The sequence below is a fragment of the Thermofilum pendens Hrk 5 genome, assembly GCF_000015225.1.
Taxonomy (GTDB): domain Archaea; phylum Thermoproteota; class Thermoprotei; order Thermofilales; family Thermofilaceae; genus Thermofilum; species Thermofilum pendens.
In genome coordinates this window covers 1320550-1345074 of the sequence record NC_008698.1, presented here as the reverse complement: position 1 = coordinate 1345074, position 24525 = coordinate 1320550, and the positions used below count along the sequence as shown (strand labels likewise).

General features: G+C 62.4%; 27 protein-coding genes and 1 CRISPR repeat array. Of the genes, 16 read left to right on the top strand and 11 right to left on the bottom strand.

Annotated elements, in window-relative coordinates:
• From TPEN_RS07120 to TPEN_RS07110, 3 genes are all read right to left on the bottom strand, one after another.
• On the bottom strand, positions 1-408 hold the full coding sequence (locus TPEN_RS07120; protein WP_011753052.1) for a type II toxin-antitoxin system VapC family toxin: 408 nt from the start codon (positions 406-408) through the stop codon (positions 1-3).
• Positions 395-628, bottom strand: coding sequence for a type II toxin-antitoxin system VapB family antitoxin (gene vapB, locus TPEN_RS07115; protein WP_011753051.1), 234 nt, complete (start codon positions 626-628; stop codon positions 395-397). The genes TPEN_RS07120 and vapB overlap by 14 nt, the downstream gene beginning before the upstream one ends.
• Before the next feature lie 142 nt (positions 629-770).
• A complete protein-coding gene (locus tag TPEN_RS07110) occupies positions 771-2003 on the bottom strand; it encodes a S8 family peptidase (protein ID WP_052885270.1) in 1233 nt (410 codons plus the stop codon).
• A gap of 421 nt (positions 2004-2424) precedes the next feature.
• Here TPEN_RS07110 and TPEN_RS07105 point away from each other — a divergent pair, with 421 nt between their 5' ends.
• Positions 2425-3252 (top strand): alpha/beta hydrolase, encoded by an 828-nt coding sequence (locus TPEN_RS07105; protein ID WP_011753049.1) that lies wholly within the window; start codon positions 2425-2427, stop codon positions 3250-3252.
• Positions 3253-3257: 5 nt separating this feature from the next.
• Here TPEN_RS07105 and TPEN_RS07100 read toward each other — a convergent pair whose 3' ends face one another.
• Complete coding sequence (locus TPEN_RS07100) at positions 3258-4112, bottom strand: class I SAM-dependent methyltransferase (protein WP_011753048.1); 855 nt, start codon at positions 4110-4112, stop codon at positions 3258-3260.
• A gap of 75 nt (positions 4113-4187) precedes the next feature.
• Here TPEN_RS07100 and TPEN_RS07095 point away from each other — a divergent pair, with 75 nt between their 5' ends.
• On the top strand, positions 4188-5405 hold the full coding sequence (locus TPEN_RS07095) for an MFS transporter (RefSeq protein ID WP_011753047.1): 1218 nt from the start codon (positions 4188-4190) through the stop codon (positions 5403-5405).
• Here TPEN_RS07095 and TPEN_RS07090 read toward each other — a convergent pair.
• On the bottom strand, positions 5372-7228 hold the full coding sequence (locus TPEN_RS07090) for an ASKHA domain-containing protein (RefSeq protein ID WP_011753046.1): 1857 nt from the start codon (positions 7226-7228) through the stop codon (positions 5372-5374). The two genes, TPEN_RS07095 and TPEN_RS07090, sit on opposite strands and share 34 nt — an antisense overlap.
• A gap of 176 nt (positions 7229-7404) precedes the next feature.
• Here TPEN_RS07090 and TPEN_RS07085 point away from each other — a divergent pair, with 176 nt between their 5' ends.
• The 6 genes from TPEN_RS07085 to TPEN_RS07060 all read left to right on the top strand — a co-directional run bounded on the left by TPEN_RS07085 (position 7405) and on the right by TPEN_RS07060 (position 11439).
• Entirely contained in the window at positions 7405-7683 is a 279-nt protein-coding gene (locus TPEN_RS07085) for an SHOCT domain-containing protein (protein ID WP_011753045.1), read from the top strand.
• A 143-nt stretch (positions 7684-7826) separates the two neighbouring features.
• Positions 7827-8744, top strand: a complete 918-nt coding sequence (locus TPEN_RS07080; protein WP_011753044.1) for a spermine/spermidine synthase domain-containing protein — start codon at positions 7827-7829, stop codon at positions 8742-8744.
• A gap of 42 nt (positions 8745-8786) precedes the next feature.
• Positions 8787-9824, top strand: coding sequence for an ATP-binding protein (locus tag TPEN_RS07075; RefSeq protein ID WP_011753043.1), 1038 nt, complete (start codon positions 8787-8789; stop codon positions 9822-9824).
• A gap of 50 nt (positions 9825-9874) precedes the next feature.
• Positions 9875-10615 carry a hypothetical protein gene (locus TPEN_RS07070; RefSeq protein ID WP_011753042.1) on the top strand — a complete coding sequence of 247 codons (741 nt, stop codon included), beginning with the start codon at positions 9875-9877 and terminating at the stop codon, positions 10613-10615.
• 234 nt (positions 10616-10849) lie between these two features.
• Positions 10850-11026 (top strand): hypothetical protein, encoded by a 177-nt coding sequence (locus tag TPEN_RS07065; protein ID WP_245534154.1) that lies wholly within the window; start codon positions 10850-10852, stop codon positions 11024-11026.
• Positions 11027-11028: 2 nt separating this feature from the next.
• Positions 11029-11439 (top strand): type II toxin-antitoxin system VapC family toxin, encoded by a 411-nt coding sequence (locus tag TPEN_RS07060; protein WP_011753040.1) that lies wholly within the window; start codon positions 11029-11031, stop codon positions 11437-11439.
• Between the two features lie 95 nt (positions 11440-11534).
• Here TPEN_RS07060 and TPEN_RS07055 read toward each other — a convergent pair whose 3' ends face one another.
• Together TPEN_RS07055 and TPEN_RS07050 are read right to left on the bottom strand one after the other, a co-directional pair.
• Positions 11535-12344, bottom strand: a complete 810-nt coding sequence (locus TPEN_RS07055; RefSeq protein ID WP_011753039.1) for a TFIIB-type zinc ribbon-containing protein — start codon at positions 12342-12344, stop codon at positions 11535-11537.
• 6 nt (positions 12345-12350) lie between these two features.
• Positions 12351-13151 (bottom strand): nicotinamide mononucleotide deamidase-related protein, encoded by an 801-nt coding sequence (locus TPEN_RS07050; RefSeq protein ID WP_052885268.1) that lies wholly within the window; start codon positions 13149-13151, stop codon positions 12351-12353.
• A gap of 100 nt (positions 13152-13251) precedes the next feature.
• On the opposite strand from TPEN_RS07050, the gene TPEN_RS07045 reads away from it, so the two are divergent.
• The 6 genes from TPEN_RS07045 to TPEN_RS07020 are packed head-to-tail and all read left to right on the top strand — an operon-like array spanning position 13252 to position 19746.
• Positions 13252-14637, top strand: coding sequence for an NAD(P)/FAD-dependent oxidoreductase (locus tag TPEN_RS07045; RefSeq protein ID WP_011753037.1), 1386 nt, complete (start codon positions 13252-13254; stop codon positions 14635-14637).
• Entirely contained in the window at positions 14616-15578 is a 963-nt protein-coding gene (locus tag TPEN_RS07040) for an FAD-dependent oxidoreductase (RefSeq protein ID WP_187146322.1), read from the top strand. The genes TPEN_RS07045 and TPEN_RS07040 overlap by 22 nt, the downstream gene beginning before the upstream one ends.
• 1 nt (position 15579) lies before the next feature.
• Positions 15580-17019 (top strand): FGGY-family carbohydrate kinase, encoded by a 1440-nt coding sequence (locus tag TPEN_RS07035; RefSeq protein ID WP_011753035.1) that lies wholly within the window; start codon positions 15580-15582, stop codon positions 17017-17019.
• Entirely contained in the window at positions 16983-18380 is a 1398-nt protein-coding gene (locus TPEN_RS07030) for an FAD-binding oxidoreductase (protein WP_011753034.1), read from the top strand. Before TPEN_RS07035 ends, TPEN_RS07030 begins: the two co-directional genes overlap by 37 nt.
• Before the next feature lie 7 nt (positions 18381-18387).
• Positions 18388-19200: a hypothetical protein gene (locus TPEN_RS07025; RefSeq protein WP_011753033.1), complete on the top strand. Its 813-nt coding sequence runs from the start codon at positions 18388-18390 to the stop codon at positions 19198-19200.
• A gap of 24 nt (positions 19201-19224) precedes the next feature.
• Positions 19225-19746 (top strand): PaREP1 family protein, encoded by a 522-nt coding sequence (locus tag TPEN_RS07020; RefSeq protein ID WP_011753032.1) that lies wholly within the window; start codon positions 19225-19227, stop codon positions 19744-19746.
• Between the two features lie 8 nt (positions 19747-19754).
• Here the strand turns inward: TPEN_RS07020 and TPEN_RS07015 are convergent, their stop codons facing one another.
• The 4 genes from TPEN_RS07015 to TPEN_RS07000 all read right to left on the bottom strand — a co-directional run bounded on the left by TPEN_RS07015 (position 19755) and on the right by TPEN_RS07000 (position 23055).
• Entirely contained in the window at positions 19755-20270 is a 516-nt protein-coding gene (locus tag TPEN_RS07015; protein WP_052885401.1) for an SLOG cluster 4 domain-containing protein, read from the bottom strand.
• A 275-nt stretch (positions 20271-20545) separates the two neighbouring features.
• A CRISPR array of direct repeats spans positions 20546-21047; the repeat unit is 25 nt; unit sequence GAAGCAACTGTGAAAGCATTGAAAG.
• A 130-nt stretch (positions 21048-21177) separates the two neighbouring features.
• On the bottom strand, positions 21178-21492 hold the full coding sequence (locus TPEN_RS07010; protein ID WP_011753030.1) for a hypothetical protein: 315 nt from the start codon (positions 21490-21492) through the stop codon (positions 21178-21180).
• 128 nt (positions 21493-21620) lie between these two features.
• Positions 21621-22094 carry a hypothetical protein gene (locus TPEN_RS07005; RefSeq protein ID WP_148678015.1) on the bottom strand — a complete coding sequence of 158 codons (474 nt, stop codon included), beginning with the start codon at positions 22092-22094 and terminating at the stop codon, positions 21621-21623.
• Positions 22087-23055 carry an AAA family ATPase gene (locus TPEN_RS07000; RefSeq protein ID WP_011753028.1) on the bottom strand — a complete coding sequence of 323 codons (969 nt, stop codon included), beginning with the start codon at positions 23053-23055 and terminating at the stop codon, positions 22087-22089. Before TPEN_RS07000 ends, TPEN_RS07005 begins: the two co-directional genes overlap by 8 nt.
• Positions 23056-23099: 44 nt before the next feature.
• On the opposite strand from TPEN_RS07000, the gene TPEN_RS06995 reads away from it, so the two are divergent.
• Both TPEN_RS06995 and csm3 read left to right on the top strand, forming a co-directional pair.
• On the top strand, positions 23100-23519 hold the full coding sequence (locus TPEN_RS06995) for a hypothetical protein (RefSeq protein ID WP_011753027.1): 420 nt from the start codon (positions 23100-23102) through the stop codon (positions 23517-23519).
• A 5-nt stretch (positions 23520-23524) separates the two neighbouring features.
• On the top strand, positions 23525-24520 hold the full coding sequence (gene csm3, locus TPEN_RS06990) for a type III-A CRISPR-associated RAMP protein Csm3 (protein ID WP_011753026.1): 996 nt from the start codon (positions 23525-23527) through the stop codon (positions 24518-24520).
• The last annotated feature ends 5 nt before the right edge of the window (positions 24521-24525 follow it).

Sequence of the window (24525 nt, the reverse complement as noted above, 5' to 3'; positions counted from 1 at the left end):
CTAGAGCCGAACCTCGACGACCCTGACCCCCAGCTTCCCCGCCACTCTCAGCTGCCTCTCGTCGAGAGTCAGCAACGGCTCGCCCTCCTCGACCGCCAGCGCCAAGTAGAGGGCGTCGTACACGGTAACCCCGTGCTCCACCGCTATCTCGAAGGCCGCGTCCAGGTAGTCGGCCTCCGGCCTAAGCTCTATGTTGACACCGATCATCGACTTAAGGACGCGTAGAAGCCTGCGCGCCTCCTCCACGCCCACGTAGCCCCTAACCCTGCACGCCTTCCAGACAGCGTTCGCCACTTCCTTCACGACCATGTCTACGGACACGGCGCCCACGAGGTACTCCGCCAGGCTCTTCCAGCCGGGCTCCTTCAAGACGAAGGCCGCTAGGGCCGAGGCGTCAACCACTGTCACGATCCTCCCTCACGGAGGCCGCCGCGAAGCCCCGCGGGACGCCGGCCGGGATGCTCTCCAGCTCGCTGACAACTCTCTCTATGTTCTCGCGGGCCTCTATCTCCCTTATCTTCTCCTCGACGAACCTCCTGAGCTCCTCGGGCCAGTCGACCCTGTCCCTGTACCTCAGCATCTTCTCCTTGACCTCCCTCCTCACCTTGAAGCTAACAGTCGCGCTCATACGCGGTATACCGCAAGGTATACCATTTAATAAACATTGCGGTAAACCAGGGGGGCCGAGTACCCCGGAAGGCTACACCTCTACCCGAGACGGAAGAACAGGTTCCTAGTGCAGGTTAAAGAAAAGAAAAAAGTTGAAACTTTTAGGGTAGGCTCAGCGCGTAGTCTACCGCCGCCAGCGCGTCTACGAGCCCGTAGCCCGTGAAGACGTCGAAGCCGGGCGAGTTTATGTCCTTAGCAGTCTTGGTGAGGACGTCGTAGACCTGGGACGGCGTCAGGGGCTGCTTCCCGGCTGCGAGCCTGAGGGCCTGTATGAGGGCAACCGTGGCGGAGACGTGCGGGGTCGCCATGCTGGTCCCGGAGAGAGTAGCGTAGCCGCCGTTCTTGTACGTGGAGTAGACGTTTACACCGGGCGCCGCTACGTCTACCTCGGGTCCGTCGCTACTCCAAGTGGGCACGTTGGCGTTGCTATCCACGGCTGCCACCGCTATGACCTCGCTGTACCTCGCCGGGTAGGCGACGTTGTCCGTCGTGGGGTCTCCGTCGCCCGAGTTCCCCGCGGCCGCTACGAGGACAGCGCCGTTGCTGTACGCCCACTTAACCGCATCGTATAGGACCTGGCTGTCGCTACTTCCGCCGAGAGACATGCTGAGTATCTTGGCGTCGTCGCTAGTACCCGCGACCCCGTCCGGCCCCTTCACGGCGATGATTATACCCTCCGCTATGTCGGAGTACGTCCCGGAGCCGGCGTCGTTGAGTACTTTAACCGCGTAGAGCGTTACGTTCGGCGCGACGCCCGCGTTTCCAACCCCGTTTATCGCGGAGGCTATGGTGCCGGCGACGTGGGTCCCGTGCCCGTTCCTGTCGGCGCAGTTACTCAGCTTCGTACCCGTGTACGTCTTAACCCCGACGGTGTTCGCGCACCACACAACTTTGCCTTTAAGCTCGGGGTGGGTGTAGTCTATCCCCGTGTCCAGAACCGCGACTACCACTCCCCTTCCGAGCGCCTTCCAGCCGTACACCGGGTAGTACTTGTCCCAGACCTTGCTGGCGTTAATCATCTTCACGTCCCAGAGGACGTCCGGGTAGCTCGAGAGCTCCAAGGCTACCGCGACCTTGTCCTCCTCGACGTACCTTACGCCCTTAATCCCCTTAGCCTTCTCGATAGCCTCGGGTGGCAGGTAGAAGACAGCGGCTTTTATCTCGCGTAGAACCTTTACCTTCTCGGCTCCCGGTAGCCCCTCGACCGCAGCCAGGGCACCCTCGTTCTCATATCCAACGACAACCCTTACCTTATTCGTTGCCGGCGCCGTGGTTACCTGTAGTACCGGTATTAGTAGCACTAAGACAAGTAGTACTAGTACTGCTTTCCGCATTGGAGGAGCTTTCCAATTCGAGTATAAAAGCTTTATATATGTATAAACGTAAAGTCGACTAAGCTCAAAGAGCCGGCCTAACCGTACATCTAGAAAGTGCATAACCTAAGTAATCTTTACTCGACACGCGTTTCCATGCTAGGAATGTTAAGTGGATACAGAGGTTTGCCGAGAGAGAGGGAGGGTACCTGCTTATCGGTGCACGCTAAGCGCGCCGCTAACCCGGTGCTTCTTCCGCGGTAGGGAAACGGGCTTCACCTTCTCCAGCAGGCAGGACCCAGACACGTTCACCACGCGCAAGGTAAAAGGGCCGTACTCTTTGAGGGAACCTCGTTCGAGGCGTATCTCCGGTAACTCGGAGCTCCAGGTTCACCGGTGCACGGAAAAAGACATTAATCTCTGCGACGCGCTACAGAGTTGTATGAGCGCGGTGACAAGGGAGGTTAACCTTCCCAGCGGTCTCTCGACGGTTATGCGCGCATGGCTCCCCGAGGGAGAGCCGAAGGCCGTGGTCGTCGGGATACACGGGTTCGCGGAGCACTCCGGCAGGTATGCACACGTCGGAGACTTCTTGTCGAGCCGCGGCTACGCGCTCTACATGTACGACTTGAGGGGGCACGGGCTCTCCAAGTGGGAGAGGGGCTACGTCGACTCCTTCGACCAGTTCGTCGAGGACAGCGTAGCCTTCTACAGGCTGGTGGTCTCGGGGCACGCTGGCAAGAAGGGGTTCGTGCTGGGGCACAGCATGGGCGGAGTAATCGCGGTGCTAACGGTCTACAGGCTTGGGGGAGAAGTGTCGGGGCTCGTCACCAGCGGGGCGGCGCTAGAAGTCAACGTGGGAGCCGGCACGAGGCTCCTGCTCCGGCTCCTCTCAGCCGTCAACCCGCGCGGGAGGGCGAAGCTACCCGTAAACGTGGACTGCCTCTCGAGGGACAAAGCGGTTGCGGAGAGCTACGTTGCCGACAACCTTGTGTTCAAAGACCCTACGTACAGGTTGCTGGCAGAGTTCGGGAGAGGGGTCTCCGAGGCTTGGAAAGCCGCCGCGAAGGTTACCGTGCCGGCCCTGCTCATGCACGGAGAGGAGGATTGCCTCGTGCCTCCAAGTGCCTCCAGAAAGCTTTTCCAGGTACTGCCGTCCAGCGATAAGACGCTGGAAGTCTTCCCGGGTATGAAGCACGAGATTTTCAACGAGGTGGACAAGGAAAAAGTCTTGGAAAAGCTCGCAGAGTGGCTAGACAAGCACAGCTAAGCCCGCTACTGGGCCTGTAGCTTCCTGAGAACGGTCGGTAACCCGAGCTCGTCTGGGCGCAGCTTCCTGCGGGGCTTCTTCGCGATTACGATGCCCGTACGCGGCTTCCCCGGGTACCTCGCGAAGTCTACGTCCTCGAAGAAGAGCCATACCAAAGCGAGGGTGCCAGCCAGGTCCCAGTACCGCGTTTCGCCCACCGCGCGCTTACCCGTGGAGAGGTCGACGTGCATCCTTCTCACCACTCCGCGTAGCGAGTCGTAGCCCACCTGGACGCTGAGCGCGCCCCGCCTCTCGTCGCCCTCGTAGAACACCTCCCTGTACCCGCCCAGCACAATTAAGCCGTAGAACCTGTCGTTCTCCTCGACTAGCAGGACGCCGTCATCGGCTAGGCTCTCCGCGATCGAGGAGTAAACCCTGGCGGCGTCGAAAGCGTCGAAGTGCGGCGTGGTAAGGCCGTATACCAGCGCCACGTCGAACCTCCTGCCCAGCGCGTGTAGCTCCCGAGCGTCCAGCACGTAGGTCTCCGCGGGCGAGCCCAGCTCCGCCTCGCTGAAGCGCCTCGCCAGCTCCAGCGCCTCCCTCCTCAAGTCGACGAGCACGAGCTCCACCTCGAGGCCTCTCTCCGTGAAAGCCTTCGCGAGCGCGACTCCCCCTAACCCCGCCCCGCTACACACGTCAACCACGCTGAGGCGGCGCTTCCCGGCGATGCCGGTCAGCCACTCGTGCTCGAGGAGGCCCCTGAAAAAGCTGAGAGCGGCCTCGTACCTAGCCCTCCCCTCGGGCGAGAGGGGGTCCTCGGGCCACGGGAACACTTCGTAAAACCTGCTCAGGCTTTCCCCGAGGCTCTCCGCGCCTACCACAGCTAGATAGGCGCGCGGCGCCGTATACGTCTTGCGGCGCTAGGCATATATTCCCGGGGCGGCGGTACCGTAGCGATGAGCGCGGAGAGGAGGTTCAGGTTCGCGGTCTCCTACGTACCCGTCTTCGTTGCCAGGATAGGGTCCGGCGCGAACACGTTCCTGGTAGCCATGCTCGCGAGCGGCGGGGACGTCGCGGCGGGCTTCGTTATGGCGGCGTACCCGCTCATGGAGGCTATAGGCGCCCTACTCGCCGGCTCGTGGTCCGACTTCGCGGGGAGGAAGCGCACGCTGATAGCAGGCTACGTGGCCAGGTCGGCCGGGATGCTCTCCCTGGCGGCGGTATTCGCGCTTTCGAGCTCTTCCCCCGGGAGCCTTGTGTTCGCCGCGCTGGAGGCCGCCTTGAACGGCGTCGTCGGCTTTACAACAGCCCTGATACTCGTCTCTTCGCTCTCGATGGCCACCGACCTCACCGAGACGGGGAACAGGGGGCTTGGGATGGGGGGCTTCGAGTTCGTGAACCTCGCGAGCTACGGCGCCGGGTACCTCCTGGGCTCGCTTCTCTACAGCGTGCTCCCCGGCTACCCCGCCTACCTAGCCGTGGCGCTCCTCACGGCCCTGGCGACCCCGGTCTTCGCGGCGTTCCTCGAGGAGACGAGGCCCCCCGTCCCCCTGGTGAGGAGGGGTCTTCTCTCCAGCCTACCGAGGTCGGCGCTCGTACTGCTACCCGTCTGGGTGGCGCTCACGACGATAATAGGCATCGGTATCTACGCGCCCAGGGTTATCCACGACCACCTAGGCGCGGTGCACGGCCCAGCAATCGGTAAGGCCGGGATAGGCCTGCTGTTCCTCGGCGCCCTCGTGCTCCTCGGCTCCGGCGCGGTGTTCTTCGGGAGGCTCTCGGACTCCTGGGGGCGCGTCAAGGTATTCAGGCTCGGCCTAGCCGGGGGCCTCGCGGCGCTTTCAGCCATGAGCGTCCTCCTCGCCCTCGGCGTAGACATCCTCAGGGCTGCCGCCGCCGTAGCCCCCCTGATGTTCCTCACGTCCGCCGTAGGGCCCACGATACTCGCGCTGGTCGGGGACCAAGCGTCCACGGATGCCCGCGGCAGGGTGATGGGCGTGTACAGCGTGGTCCTAGGGCTCGGGATGGGGCTCGGGAGCATACTGGCCGGGCTCGCCTCCAGCGCCCTCCCGTACAACAGGCCCCTTGCCCTCTCGCTCGTAGCGCTCGCGGCTTACTCGGTGGCCGCGCTCGCGCACCTCTACCTGGAGAGGCGGCTCGGCGGCTCCCTGTAGGGTATGAAGAGCGAGTTCATGAACTCCGCCTTCCACTCTGGGCTAGCCGCGAACTCCACGAACTCCACCTTCGAGAGTATCTCGTCGAGCTCGCTGAGCGCCTCCTCCGATACCAGCGCGAGCACCGCTCCCCCCACCGCCGTGTTCCCCGCGAACCACACCTTCTCCGGGGGCACGGGCGGGAGGAGGCCTATCTCCAGGGCGTTCTCGACGTTGAGGCTCGACCCGAAGGAGCCCGCCACCACGACCTCCTCCAGCTCCTCCGCCTTGAACCCCCTCATCTTCATGAGGGTCCTAGCCGCGCTCGACACAGCGGCCTTCGCCAGCAACACCTGCTCGACGTCCTTCTCGGTGAAGACTATGTCCCGGCCTATCGACGTCTCCTTGGCCCACGCGACGACGAACTCCATGCCCCTCTCCCCCCTCCTCAGCCTCCTCGTCGAAGCGTCCCTCCTGAACCTCCCCCGGGCGTCCAGGAGGCCCGCCCTGTACAGCTCGGCGACGAGGTCTATCATAGCGGATCCGCATATCCCCCTGGGCCTCGCGCCCCCCACCGTGGTGTACTCGACCTCCCCGTCCTCCCCCACCCTCACCCTGTCTATCGCGCCGGAGACAGCCTTCATCCCGAACGTTATCTGCATGCCCTCGAAAGCGGGGCCCGAAGGCGCGGAGCCGGAGAGGAAGCGGTCGCCGGAGCCAACCACAACCTCGGTGTTCGTCCCCACGTCTACCAGCATGGCTGGGTAATCCCTCCTGTGGAGCCCCGTCGCCAGCACGTCCGCCACCGCGTCGCCGCCCACGAAGCCCCCTATCACCGGGAACACGAGGGCAACCGCGCCCGGCCCCGCCTCCAAGCCGAGGTCCGCCGCCCTCACCTCCAGGGCCCTCCTCGTCACGGCCACGTAGGGGGCCCTCGCGAGCTGGGACACGTCGAGCCCCAGCAGGAAGTGCTGCATAGCCGTGTTGCCGGCGAACGCGAACGCGTAGACCTCGTCCGCCCGTACGCCCAGCGAGGAGCGGAGCCTCGCCACGAGCCCGTTAACCCCCTCGACGAGCACGCGGCGGAGAAGGTCCAGGTTGCCAGGGCTCCTCGACGCGAAGTCCATCCTCGTCATTATGTCCTCCCCGTAGGCGAGCTGGGGGTTCTCGGCGAAGCCCTTCGCCACGACCACGCCCCTAGAGGCGTCTACGAGGTGGGCTACGAGCTTCGAGGTCCCGAGGTCCACCGCCACCGCGTACGTCCCCCTACCCGAGCCCCCCGGCTCAACCGAGAGCACCCTGCCCCTCCACGCGACGACCTCCAAGGACCAGGAGGACTCCCTGGCAACCCGCGGCAAACTCCTCAGAACGTCGAGCCCCGGCGGCTCGAACCCCCCGAGAACCCTCCCAAGCCCCTCGGCTAGCCGCTCCTCGTCAGACCTCCAGTCGGAGAGACTCGGGGGAGTCAGCGAGAGCGAGACCCTCCTGAGCGGCGGCGCCACCCTGACGGGCCTCGCGTAGCCGTCCACCGCAGCCACCCTCTCCCCCGGCGACTCCCTGCTCTCCTCCGGGACGTAGACGGCGACGTCCCCGTGCACCCTGGCCTGGCAGGCAAGCCTGTAGCCGGATCCCAGGTCCCCGCCCAGGAGCATGGACTCAGACCTCGACGGAGGCGAGAGGGCGGAGGAGCCCCCGGTTACCAGCACCCTGCACTTACCGCAGAAGCCGCGGCCCCCGCACACCGAGGCAACCCTTACCCCGCTCCTCGCCAGGGCTTCGAGAAGCGTCGCCCCGCTCTCAACCTCCACCCTTGCCCCGTAAGGCTCCACCCGAACGACGGGCATGTATCCGCCTAGAACGGGGAAAGTATTAGAGCATTACGCGTGCACCCCAGCTCGCGGCTCTCCGCTCAATCCGGTGAGGATTGCCACTGGAATGGCGGTTTAAAATCGAAAAATATACTCATGTATACATACAAATGCATAAATAATTGTAGGTTGTAAACAGGGTGGTGACAGAAATGAGTCAAGTATATGCATGCCCGATGTGCGGCTGGTGGGGCTGGCCTTGGACCGCGCCGTGGTACCCTGGCTTGGGCTTCGCCGGTGCCCTATCAATGCTCGTAACGCTACTGTTCTGGGTGCTACTAATTGCACTGTTCGCAGCGATCCTGTACTATCTGGCGAGGCGCGCGTCCGAGCCACACCAAGAGAGTAGTGTAAGCCTGGAGAGAATAGAAAACGAGCTCAAAGAGATCAAGGAGAGACTGGAAAGGATCGAAGAAGAAAAGCGCCGCTAAAATCCGGGAAAATTCCACTTTTTCTGATAGTCAGCCAACCGGGCACTCCTCACCGGTCAGCCCACTGAAGGCTCATCACGAGATACAATCCTCCACGCGAGGTTTAACCCTTTCGCGCACGCCTAGCTTTCTCGGCCCTGCGGATGCACAGCTCTTATATTTTATTTTTGGGTATAGTTAACAGGGCGGGGTGGGTCGCTGTGGGTGGGGAGGAGGGGTTCGAGGGTGTGTACATAGTTGAGCCGGCTGGTAGGCATTTGAGGCTACTCTTCAAGGTGAGCAAGGTCTACGCTCTGGAAAAGTCGCCGTACCAGGAGGTTGTGCTCGCGGAGCTAGAGGGCTTTGGGAGGGCCTTGCTCCTCGACAAGTTCATACAGAGCACCGAGAAGGACGAGTACATGTACCACGAGCTACTGGTTCACCCAGCGATGGCGGCGCACCCGGCCCCCGAGAGGGTGCTCGTACTTGGGGGCGGCGAGGGGGCGACCCTCAGGGAGGTCTTGAAGCACGGGACTGTGAAGAAGGCGGTCATGGTGGACATAGACCCCGTCGTCGTGGAGTTCTCGAAGAAGCGCCTCGGGCACATGCACCTCGGTAGCTTCGACGACCCGAGGGTGGAGGTGGTCATAGCGGACGGCAAGGACTACGTGAGGCAGGCGCCCAGCGGCTACTTCGACGTCGTGATAATGGACCTCACGGACCCCTACGCGAGCGAGATCGCGAAGCCCCTATACAGCCCCGAGGCCTTCGCCGAGGTTAAGAGGATCCTGAAGCCGGACGGGGTCGTGGCTACGCAGGCAGGGAGTAGCTACTTCTACCCCGAGGAGTACAGGTCCGTCCTGGAGAGCGTGAAGAAGTCCTTCGCCCACGTCTCGGAGTACTGGTTCTGGGTCCCAAGCTTCGGGGTAAACGTGAACTTCATCGTGGCTTCCGACGCGTACAGGCTCGAAGACGTAGTCGGGCTGGTGGACGCGAGGCTCGCCGAGAGAGGCGTGAAGACCAGGCTACTCACGGGCAGGCTACTCGAAGGGCTACTGAAGATAGGCGTCTTATACCCCTAGCTTTATCTGCCCCGGCGCCGAGAGTTCTCGGAGGCGCGAGGCATGGGGTGGGAGAGGGTAAGGCTGGAGTTCGCCAGAGGAGTGTCCGTGAGGTTCGCCGATAGGGACGAGGCCTTGAGGCAGGTGGAGAGGGTAGCCGAGAGGGGTACGAGGTTCCCGGTAGTCGTCTACGGGCCGGAGGGTTGCGGTAAGACTGCTCTCTTCAGGCAGGCCGTGGAGATACTCAAGAGCCATGGCTACGGGGTGGTCTACGTTAACCCCGCTGCCAGTGTGAAGGACGAGAAGGTCGTGTCGACCGAGGACGTGAAGGAGATTGTCGGAGCTACGGTCGGCCTGCTGGAGCCCGCGGCGGCTACGCTCGCGGAGAAAGCCTTCGAGCTCGTATCGAGGCTGTTAAGCGTTAAAAGGAGGGTGGCGGTTATACTCGACGAAGTCTTCCAGGCCGTCGGCCCCGAGAGGGCGGAGGTCTACGTGAAAGCACTTCTAGACGCCATCGAGTACCCCTCCGCGAGGTACGAGAGCTTCGTCGCGATTATAGGCTCAAGCGAGGGCACCACGAGGGCTAGGGTTGCCAGGCACAGCTGGGCTACGATAAGGGTGCTCTGGAACATGGCGAGGGAAGGCTTCAAGGAGCTCTACGATCAGATACCCGGGCCGGGGCTCGACTTCGACTCCGCGTGGAGGCTGACGGGGGGCAACCCCAGGTACCTCGCTATGCTCTACGAGCACGGCTGGGACGCAGGCTCGCTAGTAGAGGAGGTGGTATCCGCCAGGAGGCTTAAAGCGTTCGCCTCAAGGCTAACGCCCCTGCAACTCGAAGCTCTCTCGGAGGCCGTAGAGGACCCGGACAGGCTTCTCGAGTACCTGAAGAGAGGCGAGCCGTCAATCGAGAGGCTCGTAGACTCCCTCGTAGAGCTCAACCTAGTAGCGGAGATCCCCGACAGGGGCTACGGCTGGCTGGACAAGGCGCCACCGGAGAAGGACCCCTCCCTCGGCATAGGGAGGTTCTACGCGTGGCAAACACCGATCCACAGGGAGGCCGTGAGAAGGGCCCTGAGCGGCGTGCACGAGCGGGCCTAGGCGCGTGCGGCAGACATATATAGCCGGGAGGGTCTGAGTTAAGCGGACGTATGGCCGGGGAGGTCGAGGAAAGCTCGTATATCGTGGCTAAGCTTCTCAACTGCCTGAAAGAGGTCTACACGTTCAAGGAGCTGGAGGAGGCCCTCGGGGTCTCCTCCCAGATACTCTGGCGCTACACGACTTTCACGCAGTTCCCCGAGAGGCAGACGGCGAGGAAGATACTGGACGGGATACGGGAGAAGAGGCTCCTCGAGAGGGCGTTCAAGGAGATGGTTATCGGGGAGAGGAAGACCGTCGAGGAGTGGCGCTTCCTCTTCAACCCGCGCTTCCTGAACCTCGTCGGCTACCTGGCTTGGAAGAAGTTCAGGGACGACGGCGTCGACGTCGTGCTAGCCGCCGGCGAGAAGAACGCCGCCCTAGCCGCCATACTCGCCGAGTGGCTCTCGGCGGAATCCTACGTCGCAAGCGAGCACGCCTGGTCTAGCTGGGGAAAGCTGTACTCGGCTTCCTACAGCTCGTCCGAGAGGGAGGAGATAGTCTACCTCCACGTGCCCAGGGAGGCCTTGAAGAGGGACTCGAAGGTCCTGTTCGCCAAGGGCGTCGCGAGGAACTTCGAATCCCTAGCCGCCCTGCGAAGCATAGCCGAGCAGGCCAAGGCTGTGCCTGTAGGAGCAGTCGTAGCCGTGTCGCTCTCGGGCGAGTGGATGGGGCTAGCCGAGAAGGCGGGGCTAAGGAAGGTCTACGTAGCCTCGGTAGTCGCCGACGGAAACGTATTCGTGAACTTGCCTTAGATCCACCGAGAATGCCCAACTTACATCCTGCGCAGCAGCGCCTGTTCTCAGGGAAGCATACGTCCAGTTCGGCGCCCTTTTCCAGGAGAAATGGGGGCTATTCGTCTCTGTTTAAGGGCTACCCGAATAAAGTAATGCTTATATCGGTAGACCTAAGCATTTCTGCTTGGGTGAAAACATAGAATGAAATATGTCACAGTCTCTGCCAAAATACCCCGTGAGCTGAAGGAACTTATGGATAAGTATGGTGTAAAGCCTGGCCCTGTCATCAGAGAAGCCTTAGAGAGGGAGATTAGAAGGAGGATCCTAGAGGAAGCTGAGAAGCTTGCCAGAGAGCTGAGCAAGAAGGTGTCCCACATTCCCGACGAAGAAATAGCAAGGATTATAAGGGAGGACAGAGAGGCGAGGTAGCATTGTACGTATTTGACGCAAGCTCTATAGTTAACCTGGTCAAGAAGGGCTCGGCTAAGGTGTTCGAACTCGGAGTAACACTTGACCTAGCACTTTACGAATCTCTGAACAGCGTATGGAAAGAGTACAAGCTACTGGGTAGAATCGATAGAGAGACCGCTGCAAACTACGCTGACGTATTAGCTAAGGTGTTTGAGGGTATCAAGAGCCTGAGTATTAAAGGTTCTGAAAGGGACGTACTTGAAATAGCCTTAAAGGAAAACCTGACGGTATACGATGCCTCATACCTCTATTTAGCGATGAGGGACGGGCGGACGCTGGTAACCGACGATAGAAAGCTCAGAGACAAGGCATCTAGGTATGTCAGAGTACTGAGTAGCGACGAGATAGCCAGTAGACACTTAAATACATGATTTTCCTTGTCTTTCAGTTTTTCCGCTGTAGAACTGCTACACTATCTTCGCGCATAGCCGCCAGGCCTATACGCCGCGCATAATATTTACTGCCTCTATTGACGCTCTAAAAGCTCCTTAAGCTTGCCGAGAACGTCCTCAGCGTACACCGTGGCACCGCAGTAGCTACACTTCGTCTCCCTACCTGTCTCCGGGAGCTTGAGCGGCGCCCCGCACACCGGGCACTTAACGGTGTACACTACGACGCCTCCCCTCTCCAGTATATCCCTAATCGAAGAGAAGTCTACCGCCGGCTTCTCTCGTTTCTCCAGCGACCTCACCCTCTCTGCTCTCAAGCGGGTTATCTCGTCCCTCCACGTCTGCGCACCCGGTATTTCCAGCCTAAACCGGCTCCAGTAGCCGCGTAGCTTCGTCGTTACCAGGAGCTCGGGGATGGGAGACTTCTCCTTGAGAACCTTAACGCCAACGATCTGTTCGAGCAGTATAGACTCGTGCACCTCCAGCCTTTGATTCTCAAAGGGGCGTTCGGCGACTCCTTCGATTATGAGCCTCTTCCCAGTGAGGTAGACTTTCGGAAGCACCAGCGTCAACGGGAACTCCTGTGCTTGTCCCTCTGCCGAGCATAGTCCAGCGTGCCCCCTTAGAACCACTACCTCGTCAGGATCCAGTAGGACAGCCTCCGGACGCTCCGGCATCGATGCGTCCATTTCCTTTAGCTTCTCCAGGATTCTCTCCTCTTTAAGAGCCACTTTTGCGACGATAACAACGAACACAGAGTAGAGGAAAAGTATCAAGAGAAGGATCATAGCTACGAGTGGATTCCAAAGGAACACGACTGCGAGTAAAAGAAGCACAATGAGACCTACGAGCGACGCCGGTGACCTCACCTGGCCTTTTTCAGCCATGCGCGGTCACCGAAGCTCTACCTGGGCTTTCTCCGGGAAGCTCCTCCGGATCTCCTCCGCTACGAACGCGGCGACCCTCTCGACCTCGCTCTCGGCTTCGCCGGGCTTCTCGGAACCCCCGTAGACGTGTATCTCCAGGACCGGGGCGTCCACCTCGAAGCCCCTCGGGTGGCTCTTCACGTACACCAACTCGCTGAGCTTCAAAGCCTTCTTGACCACCGGGGCGACGTCGGACTCCGGGACCCCCTTCACCCTGACGACCCTCTCGGCGTAGAAGTGCGGGGGACCCCTGCTCCTCAGGAGCGGCTCCACGTGCTCCAGGAATATCGCCTCCATCTCCGACGGGACGCCCGGCAGGCACACGACGATCTTCGAGCCCTCCTCGACCAGTATCCCGGGCGCAGTCCCCACGGGGTTCGGGAGGGGCCTAGCACCCCTAGGCATGACCGCCATCTTCTCGCGCTCCGGCGTCATCGGGTAGCCCCTCCGCGCGTACTTCTCCTCGACCATCCTCAAAGCCTCCGCGTTCACCTCGGCAGGCCTGCCCAGCGCCTTTGCGAGCGCGAAGTTCGTTACATCGTCCGGGGTCGGGCCCAGGCCGCCCGTCGACACGACGACGTCCGCCGAGCCCAACGCGTCCCTAAACGCGCCGGCGATCTCCTCCTCCACGTCCGGCACGACGACTATCCTCCTAACAGCGTAGCCTAGAAGAGTAAGCCTCTGCGCGAGCCAAGCGGCGTTCGTGTTCACAACCCTGCCTATCAGCAACTCGTTCCCAACGGACAGTATCCAAGCAGAGCCCTTCACGCTTTGAAAGGCGAGTGGCACCAAGAAATCCTTTGCGGCGCCGGCGCTTCTCTGGCCGGAATTTATATCTTTTTCAGCGACCTATTTAGGCTGACAAGGTGTGTACGACGTTGTAATAGTTGGGAGCGGGATAGTCGGGTTGATGACCGCGTACAGGCTGTCCCGCTACAAGCTCAGAGTCCTAGTCGTCGACTCGAACCCAGAGCCCGGCTGGGGCGTCTCGAAGGGGCACGCCGCCATAGTACACGTGGTGCAACTCCCCTTCAGCTCCCTCAAGAGCAGGATGGCCAGGGAGGGCAACAGGCTCCTCGGGGAGGTAGCCAGGGAGCTCGGCGTGAGGCTCGAGAGGACGAGCACGCTGGTAGTGGCGACGAAGCTCCACCACTTACTCGCGTTGCCGCTCGTAGCCCTCTACCTGAGGCTCAACCTGGGGAAGGAGTTCCCCGTCAAGCTGAGGGGTAGGGGCTACCTGAGGCGCGAGGAGCCCGGGCTTACCAGGAAGGCTCTCGGGGCGGTGGAGGTCTACGGCTACGGGTGTGTCGACAACTTCGACCTTCTCTACGGGCTCTACGAGTTCGCGTCTGCTAACGGCGTTGAGTTCAGGTTCGGCGAAAGGGTTGTCGCCGCGAGGGTTTTGGAGGACCGCGTCGAAGTCGAGACCGACAAGGGGAACGTCTACGAGGCAGGCTTCCTGGTGAACGCCGCCGGCCTCTGGGCGGACGAGGTGGCGAGGTTTACGGGCGACGAGGCGAGCTTCGAGCTCGGGAAGGGCGTGCTGCTCGTATTCGACAGGAGGCACACCAGGAGGTTCGTGGCCCCCGCGTACCTGAAGCCCGACCCCAAGACGAAGGGCGGCGCCGTGATGTTCACTGTGGACGGGAGGGGGCTCTGGGGGCCGAACCTCAGGCCCGCCAGGGACAAGTACGACGTGTGCGTAGACGAGGAGGACGTAGAGATGCTGTACAGGAAGTTCGCACCCCTGCTGGAGGGGGACCCCGGGATCCCGCTGAAGGCATACGCCGGTGTACGCCCGATACCGCCCGAGAACGACTTCAGGATAACGTACTCGAAGAGCAGCCGGAGGGTTGTCCACGCCATCGGGACCGAGTCGCCCGCCTTTACCGCCTCTCCGGCGATAGCCGACAGGATAGTCTCCATGCTCGGAGACGCCGGGCTCAGGCTCGAGCCTAAGGAGAAGCTGGCGCCGAGGAAGCCCTTCCCCCGCGCGAGGGACAACCCTGAGAAGGCGAGGGGTAGGGTCGTCTGCACGTGTTCGCTGGTAACAGAGGAGGAGGTGAGAGAGGCTGTGAGGAGGGGTTCGAGGACGCTCCAGGGAGTCATGTTCAGGACCGGGGCCTGCATGGGGACGTGCCAGGGGGCGAGGTGCATAGCGGAGGTAGCGCGCATAGTAGCCGAGGAGCTGGGGGTGGGCGTGGAGGAGCTTACCCTCAGGGGTGGTGGGTCTTGGCTCGTGAAGAAAAAGTAGTGGTGATCGGCTCGGGCCTCAGCGGGCTGGCGCTCGCGGACTCTCTGCGCGGCGTAGAGGTCGAGGTCTACGAGGTGCGCCGCGAGCCCGGAGGGTTCTTCGCCAGGGACGACTACCCGGTGGACGGGGTGCGCGGCTCGGAGCTCGTGTCGAGGCTCCTCGCCGGGAGGAAGGTGCGCACAGGCGTGGCGGCGTTCAGGCTCGACGAGGGTGGGGCGTGGTTCCTGGGCGAGGAGGGGGCGTTCAGGGCGGAGGGCAGGGTGGTCCTCGCGACGGGCTTCCGGGAGAGAACCGCGGTCGAGCTGGGCGTATACGGGTGCAGGCCCGCCGGCGTCTTCCCGCTTACGGCGGCCTGGGACTTCGCGAACATGGGGTACTCGGTGGGGGACAGGGTGCTGATCTACGGCTTCAACCACTACACGCTGTCACTAGCCTCGAGGCTCGTCAAGGTCTGCGACAAGGTGGTCATCCTGTACAGGGAGCCGTCCCTGGTCCATAGCGTAGACGAGGCTCTGAGGCTGGGGGTAGAGGTGGAGAGGGGGAGGGTGAGGAGGGTCGAGGGGCGCGACAGGGTGGAGCTCGTGAAGACGGATTCCTCCGAGCTGAGGGTCGACGCGCTGGTGCTCGGGGAGCTGGCCCCCTGGAACCCCCTCGGCGGCAGGTTGCTCGCGGGCAACGCGTTCATGGTTATAGAGTCGCCGTTAAAGCTCGTAGAGTCTTCGAGGCTACTGGCGGAGCTCCTGGAGGCGGGCGGGGAGCTGAGGAGGGTCGAGGGCGGTGTCCCGGCGTTCCCCGGCTACGTCTCGGAGAAGCACAGGAGGGTCATGCTGGGGGTTGGGAGGGGCGCGAGGGTGAGGCTCGGCGACCGCATCGTCACGACGGAGGAGCCCTACCAGGTCGTAGAGCTCCCGCCCGGGAAGCCGCGCGTCGAGGTGGCTTGAAGTGTACGGGGTTATAGACGTGGGGACTACGGGCGTAAAGCTTGCTGTCTTCGACGGGGAGCTGAAGAGTATACACTACGAGAGGGTGGAGCTGGGCTACGAGCCTGCGGGCAGCGGGAGAGTCGAGCAGAGCAGCGCCGAGATGTCGAGAGTCGTGAGGGGGTTCGCCAGGAAGGCTAGGTCCCTCGGGGCCAGGAGGATAGGGCTCTCGACGTACAGGGCGTCGGTCGTAGCGTGGAGCAAGAGCGGGGAGCCCCTCACGAACATAGTGACCTGGATAGACGGGCGGGGGCGCGAGGTCGTCGAGAGGCTACCCGTCTGGGTCAAGCTCCTCGAAGCCCTAAGCCCCTCGCTCGCCAAGGTACTGCGCCCAGACACGCCGGCAGTGCTCATGAAGTGGCTGTACGACAACGTCCCGGGACTCCGCGAGAAGGTCGAAAGGGGCGACGCGTACCTCTGGACCCTCGACTCCTACCTTGTATACCTGCTCACCGGCAGGTACGCCTCGGACGCTACGAGCTCCGCGCTCACAGGGCTGGTACACCCCAGGGACCTGGAGCCCATAGGCGCCGTGTTCGGGATCCTCTCGCTCCCCGAGGCGGCCCCCGAGATCGTCGACTCGGTGCACGAGTTCGGCGAGTTCGAAGGCGCCGACGTCGCCGTCTCCATAGCGGACCAGCAGGCGGCATCCGTTTACCACGGCCTACTGGAGCCCGGGAGGGTGAGCGGGGTCCACGGAACCGGTAGCTTCGTCGAGGAGTCAACGCCGAAGCTCGTCGTGCCCGGGGAGGGGCTGGTGCCCGTTGTCATAGCTAGTCTGGACGGCAGGAGGTTCTACGGCGCCGAGGGCTTCCTGAGGGCCTCAGGGCTCGTGGTGGAGTGGCTCAGGAGCGCCGGCTTCTTCTCCTCCTACGAGGAGATGGAGAGCCTAGCCTCCAAGGCGAAGCCCCGGGCAATAGTCGTCCCCTCCTTCCGCGGGCTCAGGACCCCGGACGCCCCGCTCCTCAAGGGGATGATACTCGGGCTCGACCCCTCCACGACCAAGGCGGACGTAGTAGCAGGGCTCGCCTGGGGGGTAGCGCTCTACGTTGCCTACCTGCTCGGGAAGCTCTCGAAGTACTGCGGGAGCCCCCGCGAACCCCTCTGGTCGGGCGGCGGCTACAGCAGGTCGAACGCCTTTCTCCAGGCGCTGGCGGACGCCACGGGGCTGAAGGTGGCGAGGCCCAGGGACGTCGAGTCGAGCATAAGGGGCGTGCTGAAGCTACTCCTATACTCGGAGGGCAAGGCGTCGCTGGACGACCTCAAGGAGCCGCCCGAGGTCGACGCGTACTTCGAGCCGCGCGCGGGCTCCGAGGCGAAGACTTTAGTAGGCGAGCTGGAGGAGCTACTCGAGGTGGTTGCGAGGTGGGAGGAGAACGCGTTCCTAAGCGGGAGGTTCTAGAGGAGCTCGGAAGGCTACTGGGAGACAGGCTCTCGACGTCCGAGGAAGTCCTCAGGCTGTACAGCAGGGACTACTGGCCCCTGGCCCTCCTCAAGGAGGTCCGCGGGGAGGCTTTGCCGAGGCCCCTCGCCGTCGCTTGGCCCGAGAGCGCCGAGGAGGTGGCGGCGGTTGTACGCGTCCTGGCGAGGCACGGAGTCCCCTTCGTCCCCTACGCGGGCGGCTCCGGCGTGATAGGCGGCACGATCTGCGAGGGGTGCGTGGTGATAGACGTCAAGAGGATGAACAGGGTCCTCTGGTTCTCCGAGAGGGACGCCGTAGCCGTGGCGGAGTCCGGCGTGCTCCTCAGGAAGCTCGAAGAGTACCTCAACGCGAGGGGCTTCACGCTGAGGCACATACCCCAGTCCTACCCCGAGGCCGCCCTGGGAGGCCTCGTCGCCACGATGAGCACAGGCCAGTTCAGCACGAAGTACGGGGGGATCGAGGAGCTAGTACTCGACTTGGAGGCGGTGATGCCGGACGGCCGGATCGCGCCGTTCAGGAGGAACTTGGTCCCGAGGGCCGCGACGGGCCCAGACTTCAAGAGGTTGCTCATAGGGAGCGAGGGGCAGCTCGGCGTGATAACGAAAGTGGCGCTGAAAGTCTTCCCGCTACCCAGGCACTCGTGGATGCGTGCCTACGCGTTCCCATCCTTCGAGAAGGGCCTCGAGGCTATGCGCGAAGTTATGCTCTCCGGGGCGACGCCGGCCGTCGCGAGGCTGTACGACAAGGACGACTCGGCGGCTAGGTTCCACGACGCCAGGGACATACTGCTCCTCATCGTCGAGGAGGCGGAGGAGGAGCTCCTCGAGGCGAAGAGGAGGGTGATCGAGAGGATCCTCTCGAGGCACGGCGCCGTCGACGCGGGGGAGGAGCACGTCGAGAAGTGGCTGAAGACGAGGTTCGACGTGATATCCGAGCTCAAAAAGCTCGTAGTACCCCTCAACCTGTGGTTCGAGACTATAGAGACAGCCGCCCTCTGGAGCAACCTTCCGAGGGTCTACGCCGAGTTCAAGAAGAGGGTTAAGAGCGTGCCCGGGGTCTACGCGGTCCTCGCACACGCATCCCACTTCTACACGACGGGCGCATGCATATACTTCACGCTGACCTACGACGCGAGGGAGGACGTCTACTGGAGGATGTGGGAGACGGCGGTGAGGGTCCTCCTCGAGAACGGGGCGACGATAAGCCACCACCACGGCGTAGGACTGCTCAGGGCGAAGTGGGTGGGCGAAGAGCTGGGCGACACGCTAGAGTACCTGAAGAGAGTCAAGAAGGCGCTGGACCCCGGCAACCTCAGCAACCCCGGGAAGTGGCTGGGGTGAGCGCTTCGTGGTGAGCCTCAAGGCACTCAGGGCCGTGAAGGTAACGCCGGGCCTCGCCGCCCGCCTAGCGCTCCTACCCTTCAGGAGGGTCAAGAACCCCTGCATCTACTGCCCCGGCATATGCCTGGCGTCCTGCCCAACCTACACCGCCACCGGCAACGTCCTCCTAAGCCCCCTGGGCTACTCCAGGTTCAAGGAAGTGGCGGCGAAGAACTGCCTGAAGTGCTGGCGGTGCTCCTTCGAGTGCCCCCTCGGCTTCCAGCTACCCGAGACCTACAGCCCGGAGCCCGCGAAGCCCCGCCTCCACTCCCTCAAGCCAGGGGAAACCGTCCTGGTGGCAGACCTCGAGCTCGACGCGCCCTACGCCGAGAAGCTCGCGGAAGCCCTGGGGACAGGGCTCGCCCTGGTATCCGGGGTAGCCGCCAGGTACTCCGAGGGGCGCCCCCTCGACGCGGGGGCAACGAAGAAGCTCGTAAAGCGGCTGGGAGGCGCAGAGGCACTGGTAGCGGCGTCGCCCGAGGTCTCCCACGCCCTCGGCGTAGACTTCTTCGCCCTCCACCTAGCGGAGCTCGGCGTTAAGATCAGCTACGAAGGACCAGTGCACGTCCCGTGCCTCCTCAAGCCCGTCGAGGAGAAGTTGCTGAAAGCGCTCGAAGAGGCTGGCGTAAAGGCTACGGAGGTCGACGACGAGTCGTGCATCAAGCAGGGGGTGAAGAAGGGCTACCTCTACCTATGCCCCCGCGCCGCCGCGCTAGGCGCGACGACTATCTACGACCTCGCCTCGACGCAGGAGCTGCGAGGCGCGGCAAAGGTTAAGTAGCCGGCTGGGGCGTTTAGGGGCGGAATGGAGAAGACAGTGGTTATCCCGAGGAGGCTCGTAGAGGAGGTCGAGAAGAGGGGGTTGAGCGTCGAGAGCCTCGTGGTAGACGCGTTGTCGAAAGCGCTCGACTTGGACCCTGAGGTTGTCGCCGAGGCTAGGCTCGAGCTCGCGGCGAAGTTCATGGAGGAGGCCGACGAGTACCTGGGCAAAGGCGACCCAGTCCAGGCGAGCGAGAAGCTGTACAAAGTTGCCGAGGAGTGCATCAAGGCGCTGGCAGAGGGCTTCAACGCCCCAACGCTGGAGAAAGTCAGGGAGAGAGGCAGGTGGGACACATGGCTACTCGGCATGGCGGCCACAGACCTCTCCAGGATCCTCGGGGACGAGAGGGTACACCTGGCGTGGTCCAAGGCCTACGAGATACACGTGTGGGGCTTCCACGAGGCCAAGTACAGGGTGGAAGACGTCGCGGCGGCGAGGCCCGTGGTGAAGTGGCTACTAGACTTCGCGGGGGAAGCCCTGAGGAAGGCCAGGAGCCGCCGGGAGTAGCGCGAGCGCTACCTGCGCCCCCGCCTCGACGCGGCTAGCTCCACGACCCTAGCGGCTAGCTCCTCCGGGGTATCCACGTAGACAACCGGGGCGCTCCCCCTGCCGTCGAAGCCCCGCGGGAAGGCGCGCTCCAGCGCGTCCGACGAGAGCCCAGTCCCCCTCAGCACCGCGACGGGCTTCCCGTAGGAGTAGGCGAGGAAAGCCTCCACCACCGTGCCAACCTCGCCCCCAAGCACCGCCAGCGCGTCAGAGCTCCTCACGAGCGCCACGCTCCTCCCCCTCAAGTCGAGCCCCGTATCCACGCGGACGAAGAGCTCGTCGTCCGGGACCTCCGCCGGAGGGTCGACCGGCAGGAAGAACACCACGGTCAAACCCCTCCTCCTAGCGGCTTCAGCCACGTCCCTCATAACACCCCAGTAACCCCCAAGCAACACCCTAACACCGCCCGGCAAAGCCGAGACAAACCTCCAAGCCCTCTCAGCGTCAGAGCCAGAGCTGTGAGCCGCCACACCTATATGCAACACTGAGACCACCCAAAGCGAAAAACCCGGCACAGCGCAAAAACCTTCCGCCGCAAATTCCCGGCAGAGGTCGGGATTTCGATTTTCTGTTTACGAATCCCACTCGACGAGAAGAACCTCTTTTGAAAATACTTCCTATGAAATCCCGTTTTCTGCCGGGAATTTCCCGAAACAGTTTTCGAAGTCTCTCTTGGGTAAACTTTGTCAAAGAGGCAGTTTTGCAGGCTTCGACTCACTGAGAAAAGAATTTATAGATCCTCTGCCGTGAAAAATGGTCGGAAGCAACTGTGAAAGCATTGAAAGCCGCACGAAGGACTCCAGCTTCCTGCCGCGCTCCAAGAAGTTGAAGCAACTGTGAAAGCATTGAAAGATCAGTATCGTGGGCTCACCGCTCACCAAGCCAGCTAGGATCGGAAGCAACTGTGAAAGCATTGAAAGATCCGATTCAACGGGAAAACAATTGAAAGAGAACTTGGGAAGCAACTGTGAAAGCATTGAAAGGTAGTATTCCTCGCCGTGGGTCCCGCTCTTAGACAACCTTACCCTCGAAGCAACTGTGAAAGCATTGAAAGGTCTGCCACGTAGAACACCAGCTGTGTCACGGCGTAGGCCGAAGCAACTGTGAAAGCATTGAAAGGTTCAAGTTGCTGAGGCCGGGCTTCGGCGCCGAGGTCACGAAGCAACTGTGAAAGCATTAAAAGCCGAACGTAAACAAAAAGCTCATACGTCCGCACCTCTTCCAACGTGATTTTTTAGAAGCAACTGTGAAAGCATTAAAAGCAGACGCACCGAGTCAGTACTGAACCATTGATCGGAACGGGGGGCGGCTGTGGGAAAGCATTGAGAGGGTCATATCCTCGAAACAGTTCTTGCCTTAAGCGTTGAAAGGCGCGCGTGTTTTCGCGCGCAGCTATGGGGGAGACCTGAACGGTTTGAGGAGCCTGGCCCCCCTCTCGAACAGCTCGGAGACCCTGAGGTTCTCCGCAACCACGGCAAGGGTGTCTGGCCTGCGCGCACTCCACGCTACTCTCCTGCACCTCGCGGCGAGCGCTAAGGCCAGCTCCCAGCACTGAGCCGCGCTGCACTCTACCAGCAGGCGCCCCCCGACGGCGGGGTCGGCCTCGGCTAGCCTGGGCTCGTCGAGCACGGCTGTCGGCGGTAACAGGGATCCGTCGAGCAACCCCACCCGCAGCACGGAGTAGCCGGCGTCGTGCAACCGTAGCATCGACTCGGCTAGGGCGTCGGCGTCGGCGCAGGACAGCCAGAGCTCGGCGGCGCCACCCCTGCGGAGGAGCGCTCTAAGCGTGCACGCGAGCTCAGCGCGGCCGGGAGGCTCGACTATAAGCGATAGCCTCAGCGTCGCCGATCCACCTTCCTCAGGAGGTAGACGTCCGGGAAGCTGAGCGCCTCGAGCTCCACCTCGGCTACGCGCCTCAACTTTAGGAGGAGCTCGTCCACGTCCATCGTCTTCCCGGAGCAGAGCAGCGCCAGATCCGCGGAGCATTCCTGGAACGCCTTCGCTACGCCCGCGCAGAGGTCCAGGTACTCGTCCCTGTGCACACCTCCCCTCACGACCTCCCCGGCAACCCTCTCCTCGCGCGCACCGTGCCCCAGCTCCTTTCCCTTCCGCAACCAGGCGAGAAGCCTGGCTTTTTCCCCGGCGCACGACCCCCAGTTGTACTTCTCGACCTGGACCCTCGAGACGAAGTGCACGGTCACCCCGATCCTCACGAGGTAATCGAGGAGCTCGGCGTTAAACGAACACCCCGGAGAGGGGTGCCTGCACCCGAAGAAGGCGAGGAGGTCTACTACGGCCCTCCTAGCCACCACCCTTCAGCAAGAGGAGCTCTGCGAGCGTGAAGGAGGGTGGCAACGTGGACTCCTCGGCCACGTACATCTTCGAGTCCCAGTCCCACCTGAAGTACACCGGCGCCGCGGAGAGGGCTACGGCGACGTACGGCGAGTGGGTAGTGACGACCGCGTAGTTATCGCCCGGCATCTCCTTCGCGAGCCTCTCGAGGGCCCTCGCGTACGCCACCTGCTGGAGGGGGCTCATAGCCTCCTCGGGTTCCTCCACTACGAGAAACCTCGCCGCCGCGGGCACCGAGAAGAAGAGCTTCGTAAGCTCCCAGAGCAGCGCGGAGGACACAGCGGACGAGACGCTCTCTACCTGAACCTCGGAGCCTAGGCGCTCGTCGCGCACTATGAAGCCCTCCCCCGTCACCGTGAGGTGGAGCGGGGCTACGTCCTCGACCCTCACGCCGGCCCTCTCGGCGACCCTCCCGAGCACCTCCTCCACGAGCCTCTCAGCTCTGCTTAACAGCTTCGTGTCCACGCTCTCCTTGAGCTTCAAGACGTCCCGCGAGCCCGACAGCAACCACTCCACCTCTCTAATAAGCCTGTAAGCCTCGCTCGCAATCCCGCCCGTCGGGGGTTCGAGCCTGCGAACCTCTCCCCTCAGCTCCTCGAGCTTGTCCTTCACACTCTGGAGGTACGCCCTTAAAACCAGCCTGTAATCCTCCACGACGTAGCCCAGCACCCCTCCCTCGACGCCCTCGACCTCAGCCGCCACAAGCCCCCTCGCGCCTTCAAGCCTGTCCCCGAGCAATTCCTCGCTCAGCGGAGTGACGAGCTGGAGGTCTAGGAGCGCCAGGAGGATCGCCCTCGCCGACGCGGACTTCAACGTCGCGTTAAAACCCGTGAAGGCCCTCACGGAGCCCGCCTCCAGTACAAGCTCGACGCCGCGTAGCCGCTCGCCCGAGAGCTTGACCTTTATGCCCCTTTTCATCGAAACCCGGAAAGGCATTTATACATGTTAATGAAAAATATTTCGTGTCGAAGAAGTATTCGCACCTCCCGCGCAACCTCGATAAACTGATAACCGACGCCCTGAACGCCGGAAAGGTTCTCGAAGCGGTTGACGCCATTCTCGCCTCGCAGGAACTCGTCGGTAAAACTACCACCACTGCCTATAGGAGGATCCACGAGGTGGTGGGCACTGTTCTCGACTACCTAACGAGAAGCACTCCAAGTACAGCTAGGGCCTCGCTCGAGCTGGCACGCGCGAAGACCATCGTAAGTTACCAGTGGGCCAGGAAGCAGATAAGCGACGGGATATACCAGGTCGTAATGAGAGTCCTAGACAGCGTGGCTAGCAGGCTTAACAACAGAGGAGATCTCATCGAAGTCGCAGAGCGCGGGCGCGCGATCCTCGATGCTCTCGCCGTGCTAGTCTACAAATACGAGAGGTGATAGCCATGTCCGCGCTTCAAAGGGAGCTACGGGGCATAGTCAGGCTAGGCTTGAAGATGGAGACAGTCACGGGCCTCCTGATCAGGATGCCCGTCCACGCCCAGGTATACAGGATCGGGGGCGCAGACCTCTACCCGATCGTGACCAAGCGCAAGTACAGCCTCGGCGGCGCGGAAGTCGAAGTGGAGGTTCCGCTGGTCCCCGGCTCCAGCCTGAAGGGGAGGATGCGCGGGCTCTTGGAGCTCTCGCTCGGCAAGCGCCTTTACACCTCGGACGAGAGGATATGGCTCCATGCGAGAATCCTCTGGGGTACCCGTGCTCATCCGATGTCCACAGACGAGCTAATTCGGGACATAAGCGGTAGGTGCGAAGTAGACGAAGTATTTGGATCTCCCGCCGTGGGCTTCGACCAGCTCGTCGAAATGCTTGCCAGAGACTTAGCTTCGAAGCAGGGCAAAGAGGAACCCGATGACGCCGACTACGAAGAGGCGGGGAAGGTTGCCCGAAGCCTGGCGCTGAACCTTGCGCTAACGAGGCTGCTGGTCGACGACATGACCCCGGACAAGGACTACGTTGGCGTGCTCAGCGAGAACGGCAGGAGGATCCTGGCGATCTCGGACTTCCTCGAAGAGAAAGGCGAGAACAGGATCGACAGGATAACCTCCGCGGCTGACCCGAGGCAGGTTGCCCGCGTCAAGCCGGGGGTGGTGTTCCAGGGAGCGTTGAGGCTACTCGTTTTCGACATCGACAAGGGGTACGTGAAGAGGAACCTCGAGCTAGTCGCCAAGGGGCTCAGGCTGGTGGAGGAGACGTACCTGGGCGCCTCCGGTAGCAGGGGGTACGGCAGGGTGAAGTTCAAGGACATCTCGGTGGAGGTAATGAAGACCTTCGGCGCGGAGAAGCCCGAGTACAGGAAGCTAGCGGACCTAGCTAGCGTCGAAGCTCTGCTGGGCAAGGTGGACGAGATAGCAGGAGAAGTGGAGAAGACGCTCTTCGGGTAGACTTC